15 protein-coding genes are annotated in these 16,002 nt (G+C 63.3%); 7 read left to right on the top strand and 8 right to left on the bottom strand.

The features are described 5' to 3' along the window. Positions 1 to 129: 129 nt before the first annotated feature. The 5 genes from rplI to A5766_RS21500 all read right to left on the bottom strand — a co-directional run bounded on the left by rplI (position 130) and on the right by A5766_RS21500 (position 2,941). The gene (rplI, locus tag A5766_RS21520; RefSeq protein WP_005202389.1) at positions 130 to 582 is read right to left on the bottom strand and encodes a 50S ribosomal protein L9; all 453 of its coding nucleotides are present in this window, start codon (positions 580 to 582) and stop codon (positions 130 to 132) included. A gap of 19 nt (positions 583 to 601) precedes the next feature. Beyond that, positions 602 to 859 carry a 30S ribosomal protein S18 gene (gene rpsR / locus A5766_RS21515; protein WP_005177187.1) on the bottom strand — a complete coding sequence of 86 codons (258 nt, stop codon included), beginning with the start codon at positions 857 to 859 and terminating at the stop codon, positions 602 to 604. 61 nt (positions 860 to 920) lie between these two features. After that, on the bottom strand, positions 921 to 1,442 hold the full coding sequence (locus A5766_RS21510; protein ID WP_005202391.1) for a single-stranded DNA-binding protein: 522 nt from the start codon (positions 1,440 to 1,442) through the stop codon (positions 921 to 923). A 126-nt stretch (positions 1,443 to 1,568) separates the two neighbouring features. Continuing rightward, positions 1,569 to 1,850 (bottom strand): 30S ribosomal protein S6, encoded by a 282-nt coding sequence (gene rpsF, locus A5766_RS21505; RefSeq protein ID WP_005202393.1) that lies wholly within the window; start codon positions 1,848 to 1,850, stop codon positions 1,569 to 1,571. Between the two features lie 110 nt (positions 1,851 to 1,960). Then, positions 1,961 to 2,941: a helix-turn-helix transcriptional regulator gene (locus tag A5766_RS21500; RefSeq protein ID WP_064906352.1), complete on the bottom strand. Its 981-nt coding sequence runs from the start codon at positions 2,939 to 2,941 to the stop codon at positions 1,961 to 1,963. A 111-nt stretch (positions 2,942 to 3,052) separates the two neighbouring features. Here A5766_RS21500 and A5766_RS21495 point away from each other — a divergent pair, with 111 nt between their 5' ends. The 3 genes from A5766_RS21495 (at position 3,053) to A5766_RS21485 (ending at position 5,558) form a co-directional block, all read left to right on the top strand. Beyond that, positions 3,053 to 3,448, top strand: coding sequence for a VOC family protein (locus A5766_RS21495; RefSeq protein ID WP_064864675.1), 396 nt, complete (start codon positions 3,053 to 3,055; stop codon positions 3,446 to 3,448). A gap of 66 nt (positions 3,449 to 3,514) precedes the next feature. Beyond that, positions 3,515 to 4,966, top strand: coding sequence for a hypothetical protein (locus A5766_RS21490; RefSeq protein ID WP_064906344.1), 1,452 nt, complete (start codon positions 3,515 to 3,517; stop codon positions 4,964 to 4,966). A 10-nt stretch (positions 4,967 to 4,976) separates the two neighbouring features. Beyond that, positions 4,977 to 5,558, top strand: a complete 582-nt coding sequence (locus A5766_RS21485; protein WP_064906340.1) for a GNAT family N-acetyltransferase — start codon at positions 4,977 to 4,979, stop codon at positions 5,556 to 5,558. Positions 5,559 to 5,668: 110 nt separating this feature from the next. On the opposite strand, the gene A5766_RS21480 is transcribed toward A5766_RS21485, so the two are convergent. From A5766_RS21480 to A5766_RS21470, 3 genes are all read right to left on the bottom strand, one after another. Then, a complete protein-coding gene (locus tag A5766_RS21480) occupies positions 5,669 to 7,276 on the bottom strand; it encodes a glycosyltransferase family 87 protein (protein ID WP_231894767.1) in 1,608 nt (535 codons plus the stop codon). A 94-nt stretch (positions 7,277 to 7,370) separates the two neighbouring features. Next, positions 7,371 to 9,689 carry a transglycosylase domain-containing protein gene (locus A5766_RS21475; RefSeq protein WP_064906338.1) on the bottom strand — a complete coding sequence of 773 codons (2,319 nt, stop codon included), beginning with the start codon at positions 9,687 to 9,689 and terminating at the stop codon, positions 7,371 to 7,373. A gap of 237 nt (positions 9,690 to 9,926) precedes the next feature. Next, positions 9,927 to 10,325 carry a DUF5318 family protein gene (locus A5766_RS21470; protein WP_039854392.1) on the bottom strand — a complete coding sequence of 133 codons (399 nt, stop codon included), beginning with the start codon at positions 10,323 to 10,325 and terminating at the stop codon, positions 9,927 to 9,929. Positions 10,326 to 10,556: 231 nt separating this feature from the next. Here A5766_RS21470 and A5766_RS21465 point away from each other — a divergent pair, with 231 nt between their 5' ends. From A5766_RS21465 to A5766_RS21450, 4 genes are all read left to right on the top strand, one after another. After that, positions 10,557 to 11,252, top strand: a complete 696-nt coding sequence (locus A5766_RS21465) for a PadR family transcriptional regulator (protein WP_005202413.1) — start codon at positions 10,557 to 10,559, stop codon at positions 11,250 to 11,252. Continuing rightward, positions 11,245 to 12,333 carry an inositol-3-phosphate synthase gene (locus A5766_RS21460; protein WP_005202415.1) on the top strand — a complete coding sequence of 363 codons (1,089 nt, stop codon included), beginning with the start codon at positions 11,245 to 11,247 and terminating at the stop codon, positions 12,331 to 12,333. Before A5766_RS21465 ends, A5766_RS21460 begins: the two co-directional genes overlap by 8 nt. A 280-nt stretch (positions 12,334 to 12,613) precedes the next feature. Beyond that, the gene (locus tag A5766_RS21455; RefSeq protein WP_064906336.1) at positions 12,614 to 14,473 is read left to right on the top strand and encodes an AAA family ATPase; all 1,860 of its coding nucleotides are present in this window, start codon (positions 12,614 to 12,616) and stop codon (positions 14,471 to 14,473) included. Between the two features lie 590 nt (positions 14,474 to 15,063). Then, a complete protein-coding gene (locus A5766_RS21450) occupies positions 15,064 to 15,729 on the top strand; it encodes a hypothetical protein (protein ID WP_064906348.1) in 666 nt (221 codons plus the stop codon). Positions 15,730 to 16,002 lie beyond the last annotated feature (273 nt).

Genomic DNA, 16,002 nt, shown 5'->3' with positions numbered 1-16,002 from the left:
CTTAACCCGGGTGGCGCTTAAATAACCATTAAAACCACAACCCCATCCCCCCCCCCGCGCGCGGGGCCTCCCCTCGCCCGCCCGGCTCTCGACCGGTGTACAGCTACTGCGTATCAGGCAGCGGGTAAATCAAGCAGCGACGACGTCGACCTGAACGGTCGCGGTGACGTCGGGGTGCAGGTTCACGACGACCGGGAAGGTGCCGGTCGACTTGATGTGTCCCTTGGGCAGTTCGACGCTGCGCTTGTCGACTGCGGGGCCACCTGCGGACTTGATCGCGCCGGCGACATCGCCAGCGGTGACCGAGCCGAACAGCTTGCCCGAATCGTGCGTCTTGACCGTGAGGCTGATGCTCGACAGGTTCTCGAGCGCCTGCTTGAGCTCGTTGGCGTGCTCGACGCCACGGACCTCGCGGGCCTCCTGCGAGCGTCGAATGGTCTCGACCTGCTTCTCGGCACCACGGGTGGCCTTGATGGCCAGGCCGCGGGGCAGCAGGAAGTTGCGGCCGTAGCCGTCCTTGACCTCGACAGTGTCGCCTGCTTCGCCGAGGTTCTCCACGGCAGCGGTGAGGATGAGTTTCATGTCGTTATCCCCTTCCGGCTTATCGGGCGGTCGAGGTGAAGGGCAGTAGTGCCACCTCACGCGAGTTCTTGACGGCCACAGCGACGTCGCGCTGATGCTGGACGCAGTTGCCGGTCACGCGACGCGACCGGATCTTGCCGCGATCTGACAGGAAACGACGCAGCAGCGCGGTGTCCTTGTAGTCGATGTCGGCCTTCTTGTCTTTGCAGAAGGAGCACGCCTTGGTCTTGGTGACCTTCTCGACGCGCACCTTCCGGGTGCTCTTAGCTTTTGCCATGTGTACTTACTCCAAAGTTGTTGCGAGGACGCCTCTTTCACATGAGGGGCGTCGTCGCGGTTCAGAAGGGGGGTTCGTCGTCCCCGCCGCCGAAGTTTCCGCCGCTGCTCGCGGGTGCACTGCCCCACGGGTCGTCGGCAACCTGCTGGCCCGAGCCCGACCCGCCGCCGCGGCTTCCGCCGCCGGACGAGCCGAAGCCTCCGCCGCCGCCCCCACCGCGCGAGGCCTTGTTGACCTTCGCGGTGGCGTATCGCAGCGATGGGCCGATCTCGTCGACCTCCAGCTCAACAACAGTGCGCTTCTCACCCTCGCGGGTTTCGTACGACCGCTGCTTGAGACGGCCCTGCACGATGACCCGGGATCCCTTGGTCAGACTCTCGGTCACGTTCTCCGCGGCCTCACGCCAGATGTTGCAGCGCAGGAACAGCGCTTCGCCGTCCTTCCACTCGTTCGTCTGACGATCGAATGTGCGCGGCGTCGACGCCACCGTGAAGTTGGCCACCGCCGCACCCGACGGGGTGAACCGGAGTTCCGGATCAGCCGTGAGGTTGCCGATGACTGTGATGACCGTGTCGCCTGCCATGTGTTTCCCCTTAGGTCTACGTGTGGGCACTCGTCGAAATCGATGTGCACCGCGAGTTGAGTTCAACCCTAGGTGTCGACACCGACGAGATCGATGGATTCGTTCGGTCGATCAGGGATCTGTGGGTTACTTGCGCAGAACCTTCGTGCGCAGAACCGACTCGTTGAGCTTCAGCTGACGATCGAGCTCGCTGACCGTCTTGGGCTCGGCGTTGAGATCGATGACGGCGTAAATGCCTTCGCTGTGCTTCAAGATCTCGTACGCGAGTCGGCGCTTGCCCCAGATGTCGACGTTATCCACCTTGCCGCCGTCGTTACGGACAACGTTGAGGAAAGTATCGAGTGAAGGGGCGACGGTGCGCTCGTCCAGATTCGGATCGAGAATGACCATCAATTCGTAGTGACGCATAAGACCACATCACCTCCTATGGGCTCATCGGCCACGGACTGTCCGTGGCAGGAGGGTCGCCTGCGTCGGCAACCGCTCCACCATACACGGGACACCCCTGACCAGCGAAATCAGCGTCGCGCCGACTCACGCAGTCGCTCAGCCGCGTTGTCGACAACCCTGCGCAACTCCTCAGGCGACTCGATCACGAAGGCGCATCCGAGCCCCACGAGCACCCCGGGAATCCAGTCGAGGCGCTCGGCCGAGATGGACGCGCGCCACCAGGTTTCGTCATCGTCGGTCCTCGAAAGCCGTTCCAGCACGGCAATACTCGGCGGCAGATGAGCGCGAATCACGTCCTCCTGCGCCGCAACGCGCACCGACACCTGCCAGACACGCTCGGCGGTGGCGAAACGGCGCGTCAGATCGGGCGGACCATCCTCGCTGCGATGGGATCGCGAGGTGAATTCGCCGGGCAACGTGCGGATTGCCTGTACCCGGTCGAGACGGAAGGTGCGCTCGTCGCCGTGACGGAGGTCGAGGCCCACCACGTACCAGCGGCCTGCGTGCGACACGAGGTGATACGGATGCATCGTGCGCTGTGCGGTCACAGCTGCTGGCTTCGAGCCGCTTCGGTACGTCATCAATAACGGTCGACGATGGGCTACCGCGTCGGCAACCGTCAACAGCACCTCGGCGTCGGCGGCGTCGGATCGACGGCGCACGTCGAAGCTCGCAGTCGTGAGGAGCGCGTCGACCCGCGCGGCAGCGCGACGTGGGAGGGCACGTCGGATCTTGGACAACGCCGTCTGCGCAGCGGTGTCCGACCATCCGTCCTGCGATTGTGCGCGCAGCAACCCGACCGTCGCTGCGACCGCCTCGTCGTCGGAAAGCATCAGCGGCGGCATGCGATAGCCGGGTGACATCCTGTATCCGCCGTGACGTCCACGCATCGATTCGACCGGAATGTCGAGGTCGCGTAGCTGCTGCACGTAACGGCGGACGGTCCGCTCATCGACGCCGAGCCGATCGGAGAGCTCGCCGACCGTGCGCAGGCCGGTCGATTGCAGCAACTCGAGTAGCTGCAGCACGCGGGACACGGGCGCCGTCATGCGACCGATTCTGCCACTGAAACCGGGCTGATTCTGTCCGGTATCGCTCATAGCGTTGCCTTCGGTGATCGTCGATCACCACCGCAGACCTCAACCGAAAAGGACACCACCATGAAACTGGCAGCCACCCGTGTCATCACCGACGACGTCGACGGCCTCGTCGAGTTCTACGAAAAGATCACCGGACTGTCCGCGCGCCGCGTCCATCCACTGTTCGCCGAACTCGAGACGTCGACCGGCACCCTGGCGATCGCCAGCTCGCAGACCATCGGACTTCTCGGCGAGAATGCACTCGAGTCCCGGGCCAATCGGTCAGTCACGTTCGACTTCCTCGTCGACGACGTCGACGCCGTGTATGCGACGCTGCGGGAGGTCGTTGCCGAATTCGTGAACGAGCCGACGACGATGCCGTGGGGTAATCGCTCACTGCTGTTCCGCGATCCCGACGGCAACCTGGTCAATGTATTCAGCCCCGCGACCGACGCCGCGCGAGCACGTTTCGCATAGCCGAGCACTCGTCCACAGTGGTAGGTGACGCAGCCCACCCGGCATCGATCTCCTACCCTGTAGGCCATGCCCGCGCTCCGCTTCTCTCCAACCATGGGCTTTGGGCAGTACACGCTGTCTCGTCGCGGCGAGACAGCGTTGATCGTTCTGGTCTCGCTGCTTCTCACATCGGTGGCTCTGTACTGGTCCTATGTCATCAAGGTGAAGTGCGGCGGCGAGCCGTTCTTTCCCGACGGTCGGTCGCATCACTTCCCCGTCGGCGACGTCGACGCGGTTGTCCCCTGCTATTCCGACCTGATGTACCTGTGGGTCGGGCGCGACATCAACAATCACATCTTCCCGTACATCCACGGCGGGATCGGGCCCAACGGTCACCTGTTCGGCGGCGTTGTCGAGTACCCGGTGCTGTCCGGCATGTTGATGTACCTCGGCGCGATCGGCGCACACACCGACACCGAGTTCTTCCAGCATTCCGCGCTGTTGCTCGCTCCGTTCGCCTTCGCGATCACCATCATGCTGGCGCTGATGACTCGGTGGTGGGTTCTCCTGTGGGCCGCAACCCCGCCGCTCGTGCTCTACGCCTTCCACAACTGGGAGCTGCCCGTCGTCGCGACAGCGGTCGGTGCCGTCGCGGTGATGGCCTGGGGTGCGTCGACCAATCCGCGAACCGGCGACCGTCGACTCTCACTACGAACATCGGCGATGCTCGCTGCGGTGCTGTTGGGAATCGGCTTCTGCCTCAAGCTCTACCCGGGTTTCTTCGCGCTGCCGCTCGCCTTGTACGTGCTGACGCGCGGCGCCGGCAGCATGATCGACGCGCGGCGTCGAACCGAGGATCTCGACTGGACCGGCGCGATCATGACGGCCGCGGCGGCGGCCGTGACCGTGATCGCGATCCAGTTGCCGTTCATGATCGTCGGCTTCAAGGGCTGGAAGGCTGCACTCTCGTTCCAGGGCAAGCGGAAGTCCGACGTCGACACCAACTCCATCTGGTACTGGGGACTTCGACATTTCACCGGCGGCCAGACCGACACGTACAACTCACTTGTCGGCATGCTGTCTCCGCTGCTGATCCTGTGCGCCTTCGCGCTCGCGGTCTATCTGGGCTGGCGCGTGTACCTGCAGTCGGGCACCTATCCGTGGATCGGCGTCTCGGGCGCAATGCTCGCCGGATTCATGTTGTTCCACAAGGTCCACTCACCGCAGTACACGCTGTGGATTCTCCCGTTCTTCGTGCTGCTCAAGACGCGGTGGCCGATCATCATCGCCTACCTCATCGCCGACTTCCTGTTGGACACCACCATCTTCCGCTTGTTCGGCATCTACACGGCGCACGCGCCGATGCAGTGGTGGGTGATGGCGGGCGTGAACATCGGTGTCTGGGTGACCGCCACGATCCACCTGTACCTGATCTTCGCGTTCGTCCGTGCCCCACTGCGAGAACCGTTGGCCACCATGGTCGCTCCTCGCCCACGTCCGTCCGACGACCCCGAACCCGTGCTCGCGACGTCGTCGTAGAGGAGTCGACATGAACGAATGGCTTGGCGACGCCCCGCTCGTCGGCGAGCGGGTCACACTGCGGCCCTTGACCTTCGACGACGCTCCCGCACTCGCGCGGGTCGTCGACGATCCGCAACGCTTCGCCTGGACATCAGTGCCACGCGACGAACAGTCGGCACGCGAGTACATCGCCGCAGCACACGCCGACGACGCGCGCATCGCCTACGCGGTCGTCGACAACAGCGACGGACGCCTTGTCGGCTCGACGAGCTACTACGACATCGACCACGCCAACCTCTCCGTCGCGATCGGGTACACCTTCTACGCCGACACGGCGCAGGGCACTGCGGTCAATCCGACCGCGAAATACCTTCTGCTGCATCACGCCTTCGATGACTGCGGCGCCGTGCGCGTCGTGTGGCACACGCACGAGAACAACGCGCAGTCGAGGGCAGCGATCGCGAAACTCGGCGCACAGTTCGAGGGACTTCTCCGCAAACACCGACGCTGGGCCGACGGGTGGCGCACCACCGCGCAGTACGCCATGACCGACGACGGCTGGCCGGCAGCGAGAGATGCTCTGCTGCAGCGCATCTCACGTCACGGATAGGACATCCCGATCCGTCCGTCGCGGTATCGTCCGAACTCGTCGTGACGCAGGTAGCTTGGCTCACCCAGCCCATTCGACGAGTTCTGTGGGAGCTGCGAGATCGGATGTTGTCATGCACCCTGGGACGTCGAAACCCGCCTGCCGGTTCCACCGAAAGTTTCTGGCATCGCACCAAGCCGAGCCGGATCGGCCGTCGGATACCCGCCGGCAGCTCCGTCGAGTGGTCCGCCCGCCGGATCGTCGAGCGGTCTACCGCGTCGATCTCGACGCACCAGGTCGTCCTCGGGGTGGTAGATCTGCCAGATCACGACGACGCACAGCGCGACCACCATGAGCGCGCGAAGGACTACAACCAGGGTGAACCACCCCTCAGGGAGCCAGCGGCGCGACGGATCGAGGAACAGCGACATCCGCGGAATCCACACCAGGGCGTCGATCACCATCCACGTCATCAGCAGTCGCGTATGTGGAATGGCCAGTACCGCGAGCGGCACAAGCCACAGCGAGTACTGCGGACTCCAGACTTTGTTCACCAGCAGGAAGCCGGCGACCATGAGAAACGCCAACTGCGCGAGGCGCGGTCGGGTCGGCACGCGCAGTGCCAGGTAGCCGATCCCGCAGGCGATCAGGACCAGCAGGCCGAGGCTGACCGCATTCAGCAGCGTGATGTTCCATGTGAAATCAGCCGCTTTCGCGAGGATGCGGAAGAGGCTGTCGGAGTCGGCGCCGCGCTGACCGTTATAGCGGAAGAACTCGTACCAGCCGCGCGGATGTAGCAGCAGGATCGGCAGATTCACCACGACCCACGTCAGTACCGCCGCCGACGCCGCGACGAAGAAGTCGTTGCCCCGCCTGGCTCGGAGACACAGCACGAGAAGGACGAACAACAACAGGATCGGATACCACTTCGACGCGACCCCGAGGCCGATGAACAACCCCGCCAGCCACGGCTTATTACGTGCCCACGCCAGGATCGCGACCGCGACCATCGCCACTGCGATGGCGTCGAAGTTGGTGAATGCGTGGACGATCACAAGCGGTGAGAGAGCAGCCAGCCATGCCGCCCAGATGCGCGAGCGGGCGGTGAGGGCGGTCGCCCAGACGACGACGAGCCAGAATAATGCGAGACCGAGCGCCACGAGATCGAAGAACAACACGACGCTCAGCGCGCCCGGTATCCCGAGGTGATCGTGCAACCACTGCCATCCCTGCGCAGCCTGCGCGGCGACGTACATGTAGAGGCCGGTCAGCACCGGGTACTCCATGTACCGCGTGATGGTGTTGCCGTTCTGGTCCTGCTGAGTCCACGAGGCCTTGTAGGGGAATGCGCCCTTGTCCAGTTGCTCGGCGCCGTAGAGCGCGATCACGTCGGAGTAGCAGAGATCGGTGAACTGACGCTGGTTATCCCAGTCGAGCCGCATCGCATGTCCGGCATCGTTGGCCTCCGACGTCGCGGGAGCCTGCTGCAGGCAGCCCGCCTTGCCGTACCAACTGAGCGCCAACGCGCACAGGGAAAGCAGGAACAGCACGCGGATCGGTGTCCAACGTCGACTGCGGCCAACTGCCCCGTGCGCTCCCAATGGGCCGCCGATCACGCGACTCGCATCGCGCACGACGACGTCGGTCCTGCTGGGAATCACTCGCGCATCGTCGACCCGAAGGTCGTCGGACAGGGCAACCGGACTGGCGACCCCGCCCACGATCTGACCGTCGGACATCACCCCGCCGGAGATCACCCCGTCAGGAATCGATCCCTGCTGTGGCTGCGCTGACGCGGCGTCGTCGAAGTGCTTTCCCGACGACGAGCGACGGTCAGCCGACCGGCGGCTCAGGGGTGACTCCGCCCTCATTGCCGGTGCCGCCGGTGCCGGTACCGCCCTCGCCGTTACCGCCGTTTCCCGCACCACCGTTACCGGTGGTGCCGTTGCCGTTTCCCGGCTCCGGATTGCCCGGGAGCGGGATGGTCACGCCGGGAGCGAGGGTGATGCCACCTCCGCCGCCGCCACCGTTGCCCGGGATCTGCGGAATCTGCGGCGTGTTGTCCCGCTGCGTACGCGTTCGCGGTGAGTTGTTGTAGTCAGGGTTGTACGTGCTGGTCGGCGCTTCGGTCGGTGCACCGGCCTGACCACCGATGGCCGCGGGCTCGGGGAACTGCTCGACCTGGTCGCCCTCGAGGGCGTTGTTCATCGACTTACGCCAGATCTGGGCGGGAAGCCCGCTGCCGTACACCGGCGACCCGCCGTAGTTGGTCAGCGCGGTGCCCTTGTCGGTACCGACCCAGACGGCCGTGGACAGCTGCGGCGTGTAGCCGACCATCCACGCGTCCTTGTTCTGCCCGGTGTCGCCGAGCTGCGCGGTACCGGTCTTGGCCGCCGACGGACGTGCACCGTAGGTGTCGTCGGAGAGCGAATTGCCATTCGAGTACGCGGCGATCGGCTCGAGCGCCGAGGTCACGTTGTCGGCGACCTTGGCAGGGAAGACCCGCTTGCCGTCGTTCTGCTGATGCTCGTAGAGCACCTCACCGGTCGAGGTCTCGACCTTCTGCACCATGTACGGCTCGCGATAGACACCCGACGCCGCCAGCGTTGCGTACGCCGACGCCATGTCGATGACCCGCGACGGGTACTGACCGAGCACGACGCCGCCCTCGACCTCACCGTTGGGGTTCTGCAAGGTCTTCTGGATGTCGCCGAACGACTCGGCGACCCCGGCCGTGTGTGCGGCGTCGGCGACGGCGCGCGCCTGACCGTTGAGGTCCATCATCAGGCGGTAGTAGACGGTGTTGAGCGACATCTTCATCGCGGTCGCGAGGTTGCACGACCCGCAGCTCTCACCGTCGGAGTTCTCGACGGTCAGACCCGTCGACGTCTGGTAGGGCGCGGAGCTGTACACCTTGGACAGCGGGATTCCCTGCTGCAGCGCCGCGATCAGCGCGAACACCTTGAACGACGATCCGGTCTGCAGACCAGCCTGCGCGTAGTCCCAACCCTGGCCGTCGTCGCCACCGTAGTAACCCCGGACTCCACCGGTCTTGGGGTCGATCGACACGACAGCGTCGCGGATCTTGTCGGGCTCGCCGTTGAGCACTCCGTTGTCGCACGAGTAGATCTTGTTCTCGCGGCACGCGGCCTGAACAGCGGCGTTCTGCGCCTTCGGATCGATCGTGGTGGTGATCTTGAGGCCCTCGGTCCGCACCTGCTGCTCGGAGATGTTCAGCTTGTTCAGCTCGGCCATCACCTGGCGCTTGATCAAGCCGTTGGGGCCGGGCGTCTCCACGGCCGCCGCGGGCTGCGGGTAGACCTTCGGATACTGCATCGACGCCCGCTCGGACTGCTTGAGCGAACCGATCTGGACCATGCCGTCGAGCACATAGTTCCAGCGACCCTCGGAAGCGACCTTGTCGACGGCGGGGTCGTAGTAGGAGGGCGAACGGATCGCCGCTGCCAGCACCGCGGACTCCTCGGGGGTCAGCTTGCTGACGTCCTTACGGAAGTAGGCCTGCGAGGCAGCGGACACACCGTAGGCGCCGCGCCCGAAGTAGATAGTGTTGAGATAGGCGGCCATGATGTCGTCCTTGGACCACTGTCCCGACATCTTGGTCGCGATCGCGAGCTCTTTGAACTTGCGCTCATAGCTGTGCTCATCGCCGACGAGCGCGTTCTTGACGTACTGCTGCGTGATGGTCGAACCACCACCGGCGTCGGCGTTGTTGGTGAAGCGACCGACCACCGCGCGCCCGATGCCCGTGACCGAAAAGCCCTCGTTGCTGCGGAACTGGCGGTCTTCCGCCGCGATCACCGCGTCTTGCATCGACTTGGGGATGTCGGTGATCTTGACGTCGGTGCGGTTACCCTCCGGCGGCACGACCTTGGCCAGCGTCTTGCCCGTCGAGTCGGTGATCAAGGCGACCTGGTTCTGCTTGATGTCGCCGGGGCTGGGCACCGTCACCGTCGCGTAGGTGATCGCGAAGGCGAGAATGCCGATCAGGATCACCGCGGGGACCAACCCACCGAGAATGCCAAGCGTCCAGGCGATCACGCGATGCCGCGACTGCGTTGTCTGCTCGGCATCGTTCTTGGCCGATCGGGTCGGCCGTTTTCCCGTGCCGTGCGACGACTCCGTCCCGCTCATCGATCACCTTTCCGCACCGCAACCCAGGTCGCGCTCACGCGTGCCTGTGCCGTGTTGTTCGAGGTCAGAACCGCCACCATGGTCGGTTTACCGCTCCTCACAGTACTTCTCCATTGCATCGAGCCCACTCCACTGTGACGTATGCGGCGCTGGCACGGCAAAAACCTGCGGCCCACACCACAAAGTCAGAACGCCGACGAGCGTCGTATCTCTCGTCGACGAACGTGGAAACAACCGTTATTCGGCCACCCGACGACGACGTCGTGTCGATCGTGGCGGCAGACCCGCAACGTACGACTGGACCAGATGGTTCCAGCTACATGTACGGCAGACCTCGACGACGTGCACGGTGAATTCTTCGGCGGTCGCGTCGAGGGAGGCGATCTCTTCTGCGGTACGCGCCGACCCCGACACCTGGCCGAGCCGGTCGCCGAACACCCAGGACACCAGCGTGACCTGCTCCTTGCGGCAGATCGGGCACAGCGTCGACGACGGGCGCCCGTGGAACTTCGCGGCGCGCAACAGGTAGGGATTCGCGTCGCACACGTCGGCGACGGCTGTCCGGCCGGAGTGGACATCGGACAGTCGGGACCGACGCTGCAAGGCGTAGTCGACGATCTGGCGCACGTGTTTCAGCGTACGTCGTCACGCTCTGGGACGTCTGCGCGGACGCGCGCCGCGTCAACACTCGCCACCCCGCGCGTCGCCCGCAGGTCACCGGCATGACATGTTGTGGACACTCCCCCGTCGACACAGTTATATCGGTGCGATACATTGGAAACCACATCGACGCGACATGCCGTGTGGTCCCATCGGACACCCTCTGCGTGCGCGATCAGCCACGAGATCACCGAGGAGGTGCGCACCATGCTGGAGCTCGCCATTCTCGGATTGCTACTCGAATCACCCATGCACGGCTATGAGCTGCGCAAACGCCTCACCGGGTTGTTGGGCGCATTCCGGGCGTTCTCGTACGGCTCGCTGTATCCGACGCTGCGCAGGATGCAGGCGGACGGCCTGATCGACGAGGCGAGCACGCCCGCGGGCATGAAGGTGCGTCGCGGTCGACGTGTGTACCAACTGACCGAGAAGGGTCGCATCCGCTTCAACGAGCTGGTCGCCGACACCGGACCGCAGAACTACACCGACGACGGATTCGGCGTCCACCTGGCCTTTTTCTCCCGCACCCCAGCGGTGGCCCGGATGCGCATCCTCGAAGGGCGTCGACGTCAGGTCGAGGAACGGCGTGAGGGATTGCGCGAACTCGTCACCCGCGCGACGCGTGCGTCGGATCGCTACACCCGCCAACTGCACGAGCTGAGCCTCGAGTCGAGCGAGCGCGAGGTGCGCTGGCTCAACGAGCTCATCGCCGCAGAACACACACTTCCGGACGCGACCCCACAGCCGGGTCGCGACGGGACACAAGAAACACCCGAGCCGCCGGAATCGGCTGCGCTCGACACCGCCCCGGTGACACACAACTCGCCGGCGGTAACCCACGTTCCAGGGTCCAGCGACGTTCGCGGTCCCAGAGAAAAAGAAGGAGAACCCGACCATGGGTGAGCCCAATAAGGTGCGCGTGGCCATAGTGGGCGTAGGAAACTGCGCTTCATCCTTGGTCCAGGGCGTTCAGTACTACAAGGATGCCGACGAGAACGCGACCGTCCCCGGTCTGATGCACGTCAAGTTCGGTCAGTACCACGTGCGCGACGTCGAGTTCGTCGCCGCGTTCGACGTCGACGCCAAGAAGGTCGGCTTCGACCTCTCCGACGCGATCTTCGCGAGCGAGAACAACACCATCAAGATCGCCGACGTCCCGCCGACCGGTGTCACCGTGCAGCGCGGCCACACCCTCGACGGTCTCGGCAAGTACTACCTGCAGACCATCACCGAGGCCGACGGCGACGGCGTCGACGTCGTGAAGACCCTCAAGGACAACGAGGTCGACGTCCTGGTCTCCTACCTCCCCGTCGGCTCCGAGCAGGCTGACAAGTTCTACGCACAGTGCGCGATCGACGCGGGCGTCGCCTTCGTCAACGCACTGCCGGTGTTCATCGCCTCCGACCCCGAGTGGGCCGAGAAGTTCCGCGCCGCAGGCGTGCCGATCGTCGGCGACGACATCAAGAGCCAGGTCGGCGCGACCATCACCCACCGCGTGATGGCGAAGCTGTTCGAGGATCGCGGCGTGGCACTCGACCGCACCTACCAGCTCAACGTCGGCGGCAACATGGACTTCAAGAACATGCTCGAGCGTGAGCGTCTCGAGTCGAAGAAGGTCTCCAAGACCCAGGCCGTCACGTCGAACCTGACCGGCTCGCTCGCCGGCAAGGTCGAGGACAAGAACGTCCACATCGGACCGTCGGACCACGTCGCATGGCTCGACGACCGCAAGTGGGCCTACGTCCGCCTCGAGGGACGCGCCTTCGGCGACGTGCCGCTCAACCTGGAGTACAAGCTCGAGGTCTGGGACTCCCCCAACTCGGCAGGCATCATCATCGACGCCGTGCGCGCCGCGAAGATCGCCAAGGACCGCGGCATCGGCGGACCGATCCTGCCCGCCTCGGCCTACCTGATGAAGAGCCCGCCCGAGCAGCTCGCCGACGACGTCGCGCGCCAGCAGCTCGAGACGTTCATCGAGGGCTGATTCGACGGTCTGACTCCGTCACACAAAAATAGAAGTGCCGCACACTCTCTGGGTGTGCGGCACCTTTATTTTTGCTTCAGGCCAACCGGACACAGCGAGTGGTTCACACCCAACACTCGACGAGTCTGTCCCGCCAGCTCGGTTCACCCTACTCCGTCGATTCCACCCAAATCGGTTAGCATTCAACGTGACTGGGTGATAGCAACCCGGCAGTGCACGCCGACCCTGGTCAGGCACTCCTCGGCGCGGCTATTGCACCAATGACATGGAGGATTGACATATGGATTCGGCGAGTTCCGATGCCTCATTGCCCACTTGGCTTCGCGAGGTAGATGTCGCGCTCGCCGCGAATCCGCAAGTGGTCCTCACAGGCAACCTACGTGATCTGGTTTTGGTTCCCAACCGAGGCGCTGACGGACCTCCCTTCTGGAGTCTGAACACAACGTCCGCGTTGCTGGAGACACTGAGGACGGCCGGCCATCAGACTGTCGTGACGTTTAATCCCTCCGAGGGACTGGGCATCCTGGCCGAACAAGCGAACGTCGGGTCAACGTTGGTCCGCGACGCCGAGAAGGTCGCCGGCTCCGAGGCGTCGTTGACGAGACAGTTACGAGTCCTTACACGACTGGTGGCAACTGCCGATAGCCCCTGTTGTCTGATCATAGAGGGTGCTTCCCGGTTACGGGCCGACTCGGAATCGTACGGCGGCGAACTGCATGAGCTGATGGTCGCTGCAGAACAGGTCTTGCTCAAGGCACGTCGTCACTTGCTGGTTGGTTCCCACCGAACCCCCTTGTACAACGCGATCATTTGGATGGTCGATCGCGAAGGCGACCTGCCGCATTGGATTGTCGGCAGTGATCTCGTCAGGGTGATATCGATCCCGTTGCCGTCGCTCGGTGACCGCCGAAACCTCATCCGGTCGCTAATCAACTCACTTCCCGGTGCCGACCCCAAACCTCCAAATGAACCACTGGACTCGGCATCGGCATCACTCGTTGACCGCTACGCTGGACTCACCGGTGGCCTCACGCTCAGATCGATCAATGAAATTAATCGCTTAGCTATCGATCGTGGAATATCGGGCACCGATATCGACGACGCGGTGCGCACGTTCCGCGTTGGCATTCCGGATAATCCGTGGCACGATCCCGCACTCAAAGCCAAAATCCGCAGCGCCGCAGTCACCTTGAGCCGCGACGTTCTCGGCCAACCTGCCGCCGTCCGCAAAACAGTCGACATACTCATTCGTTCAACAATGGGGCTGACCGGCGCCCAAACCGCTAGCTCAACCGGCCGACCACAAGGTGTACTGTTTTTCGCTGGGCCAACAGGCGTGGGAAAGACTGAGTTAGCCAAGTCCGTCGCCGAACTGGTGTTTGGGCGCAAGGATGCTTTCCTGCGCTTCGACATGAGTGAGTTCTCCAACGAGGGGGCGGAAGCCAGGCTGATCGGCGCTCCACCCGGCTACATCGGCCATAATGCCGGTGGAGAACTCACCAATGCTGTCCGTCAGCAACCCTTTCGGCTGATTTTGTTCGATGAAGTCGAGAAGGCCCACCCTCAGATACTTGACAAGTTCCTACAGATACTTGAAGACGGCCGACTCACAGATGGCAACGGATCCACGGTGTACTTCTCTGAGGCGATGATAGTATTCACCTCGAATTTGGGTGTGTATATGGTGACACCCGACGGTGTACGCACTCCACGGATTACCCGTGGCGCCTCTTACCGCGAAGTTGAATCGACTATTCGACAATCTGTCGCTGAACACTTCACACTAGAATTGGGCAGGCCCGAGATTCTTAATCGGATCGGGGAGAACATCGTCGTCTTTGACTTTGTATCCGAATCGGTGAGCAATGATCTGGTGGATCTTTTCGTCGCCAATATCGCCAAGCGGGTTCGGGAGAGAACAGGTGCCCACCTCCGAATTGGCGACGATGCGCTCCGCACACTGAAGAGTGGCGCAACCCGCAATCTCGACTTTGGCGGTCGAGGCGTTGCCAACGTAGTCGAAGCCATGCTCGTTAATCCACTGGCGCGTGCGATGTTCGATCTCCCGAGCATCCCTGAGGAGGTGGTGGTGACCAGAATCAAACGCTCTGGCGAGAGCTGGGCCGTCTGGCTCGGGTAGGCACAACCCGGAAGACGCCCGCTCGCGAGGTGTAGTCGTTCGTCCGTTCGGTTGAATTCGGCAAACACATGAGCAATGCAGGCTCGAATCGGCCTCGACACCCTATGATTGAACATCTGCGCGTCCCGATAAGTGCGGACGCTTCCACATCGGAGAACCAGCAAATGCTCCTGCATTCGACGCGCCATGTCAGCCGAGGCTGGTAACGCATGCCCATTGACTACACCCACCCCAAGCGGATCAACTACGAGCACCCCCGGAGGCGGCGAGGTCAACCCGACACCTCTACTCCGAACACCGCTCGTACACAGCCTTCGCCACCGACGCCTAGTTCACCGCAGACGCCATCAGTAACCCCCCGGGGTCCGGCATCCGGCTCCCCGAATCTGGTCTCGTGTGTTTGCGGGACCACCGTAGATCGCAACCTCGTCGCGCAGTGCACCAATTGTGGGTACGACCTTTGGTCCCTGGACCGCACCAGCGGCTCGTCGAACACCAATAGCCCGGCGACCGTTGTGCCGCGGCGCCCGATCGGAACTTATCTTCCCGAGGCGATCCCGCCTGAACTCGGCACTAACTTTGTTTCCGTGATGCAGTCGTACTCCGATCAGATGCGTGCGCGCCTCAACGCCGCTCTCGAACTCGAAGGTAGTGCCGTCGACACGCAGTGGCGAGAGGTGGCCGCGAGGATCCTCGATGTGCATCACTGGGACGCAACCGCCCTCACCCTCGAGACGCTCATGATCAACATCATGAAAATGAAGATCCAGGAATGGGCGGCACGTGGCGGCATGGCAGACCTCGATGACATCGGTTGGACGCACGTCTGCGAATTCGTGAAGCAGATCGATACCGTAGCCGGTCCTGGCGACCGGGACTGGACGACCGGTCCCATCGAGATGCAGCACCGCGAAGCGATCCCACTCGAGTTCGACTACCTCGAATCCGTCAAGCGGATCATCGCGATGACCGCAGATGTCGAAACCACAGGGCAAGAAGTGTTCATCAAACTCGCGAACGTGTTCAACGGACATATCGAGGACTTTGCGCGACGCAACAACGCCGACATGGAGATCCTCAGTTCCGACATCACCGACGCGATTACTTCACGTCAAGGTTGGCTGCCCGAATGGGCATTCGTCTGGCCAACATATTTCGGCGAATTGGGTGTATACGCCTATAACGACTGGGTCAACAACTCACACAAGATCGAATGGCACATCGCGAAGATCATCATCGACGGCGCCCAGGATTGAGAATCAATATGCCCGTGACACCAGACAAACTCTGCCTAAGCGAGCTCACTACCCTCGCTGATCAGGCAGCCGGTCGCTTACGTTCACAAGGCCGCCCACTGCCGGTGATTGGGCAGAAGCGGGAGAGCCGGGAAGTACAACGGCGAGGATTCCTGGGCCGCGTTGAAACGCTAACTGAGACGTTTGCCGTGCCGATTACGCTTCCCGGCTGGCCAATCGGTATCAACCGGGTAATGGTGAGGTCAGGAGACTCGCAGCAAATCGATGAGGTTG

Origin of the sequence: Gordonia sp. 852002-51296_SCH5728562-b, from assembly GCF_001665475.1 — a bacterium.
GTDB lineage: Bacteria > Actinomycetota > Actinomycetes > Mycobacteriales > Mycobacteriaceae > Gordonia > Gordonia sputi.
The sequence above is the reverse complement of the archived record's forward strand: the minus strand, read 5'-3'. Positions and strand labels throughout refer to the sequence as shown.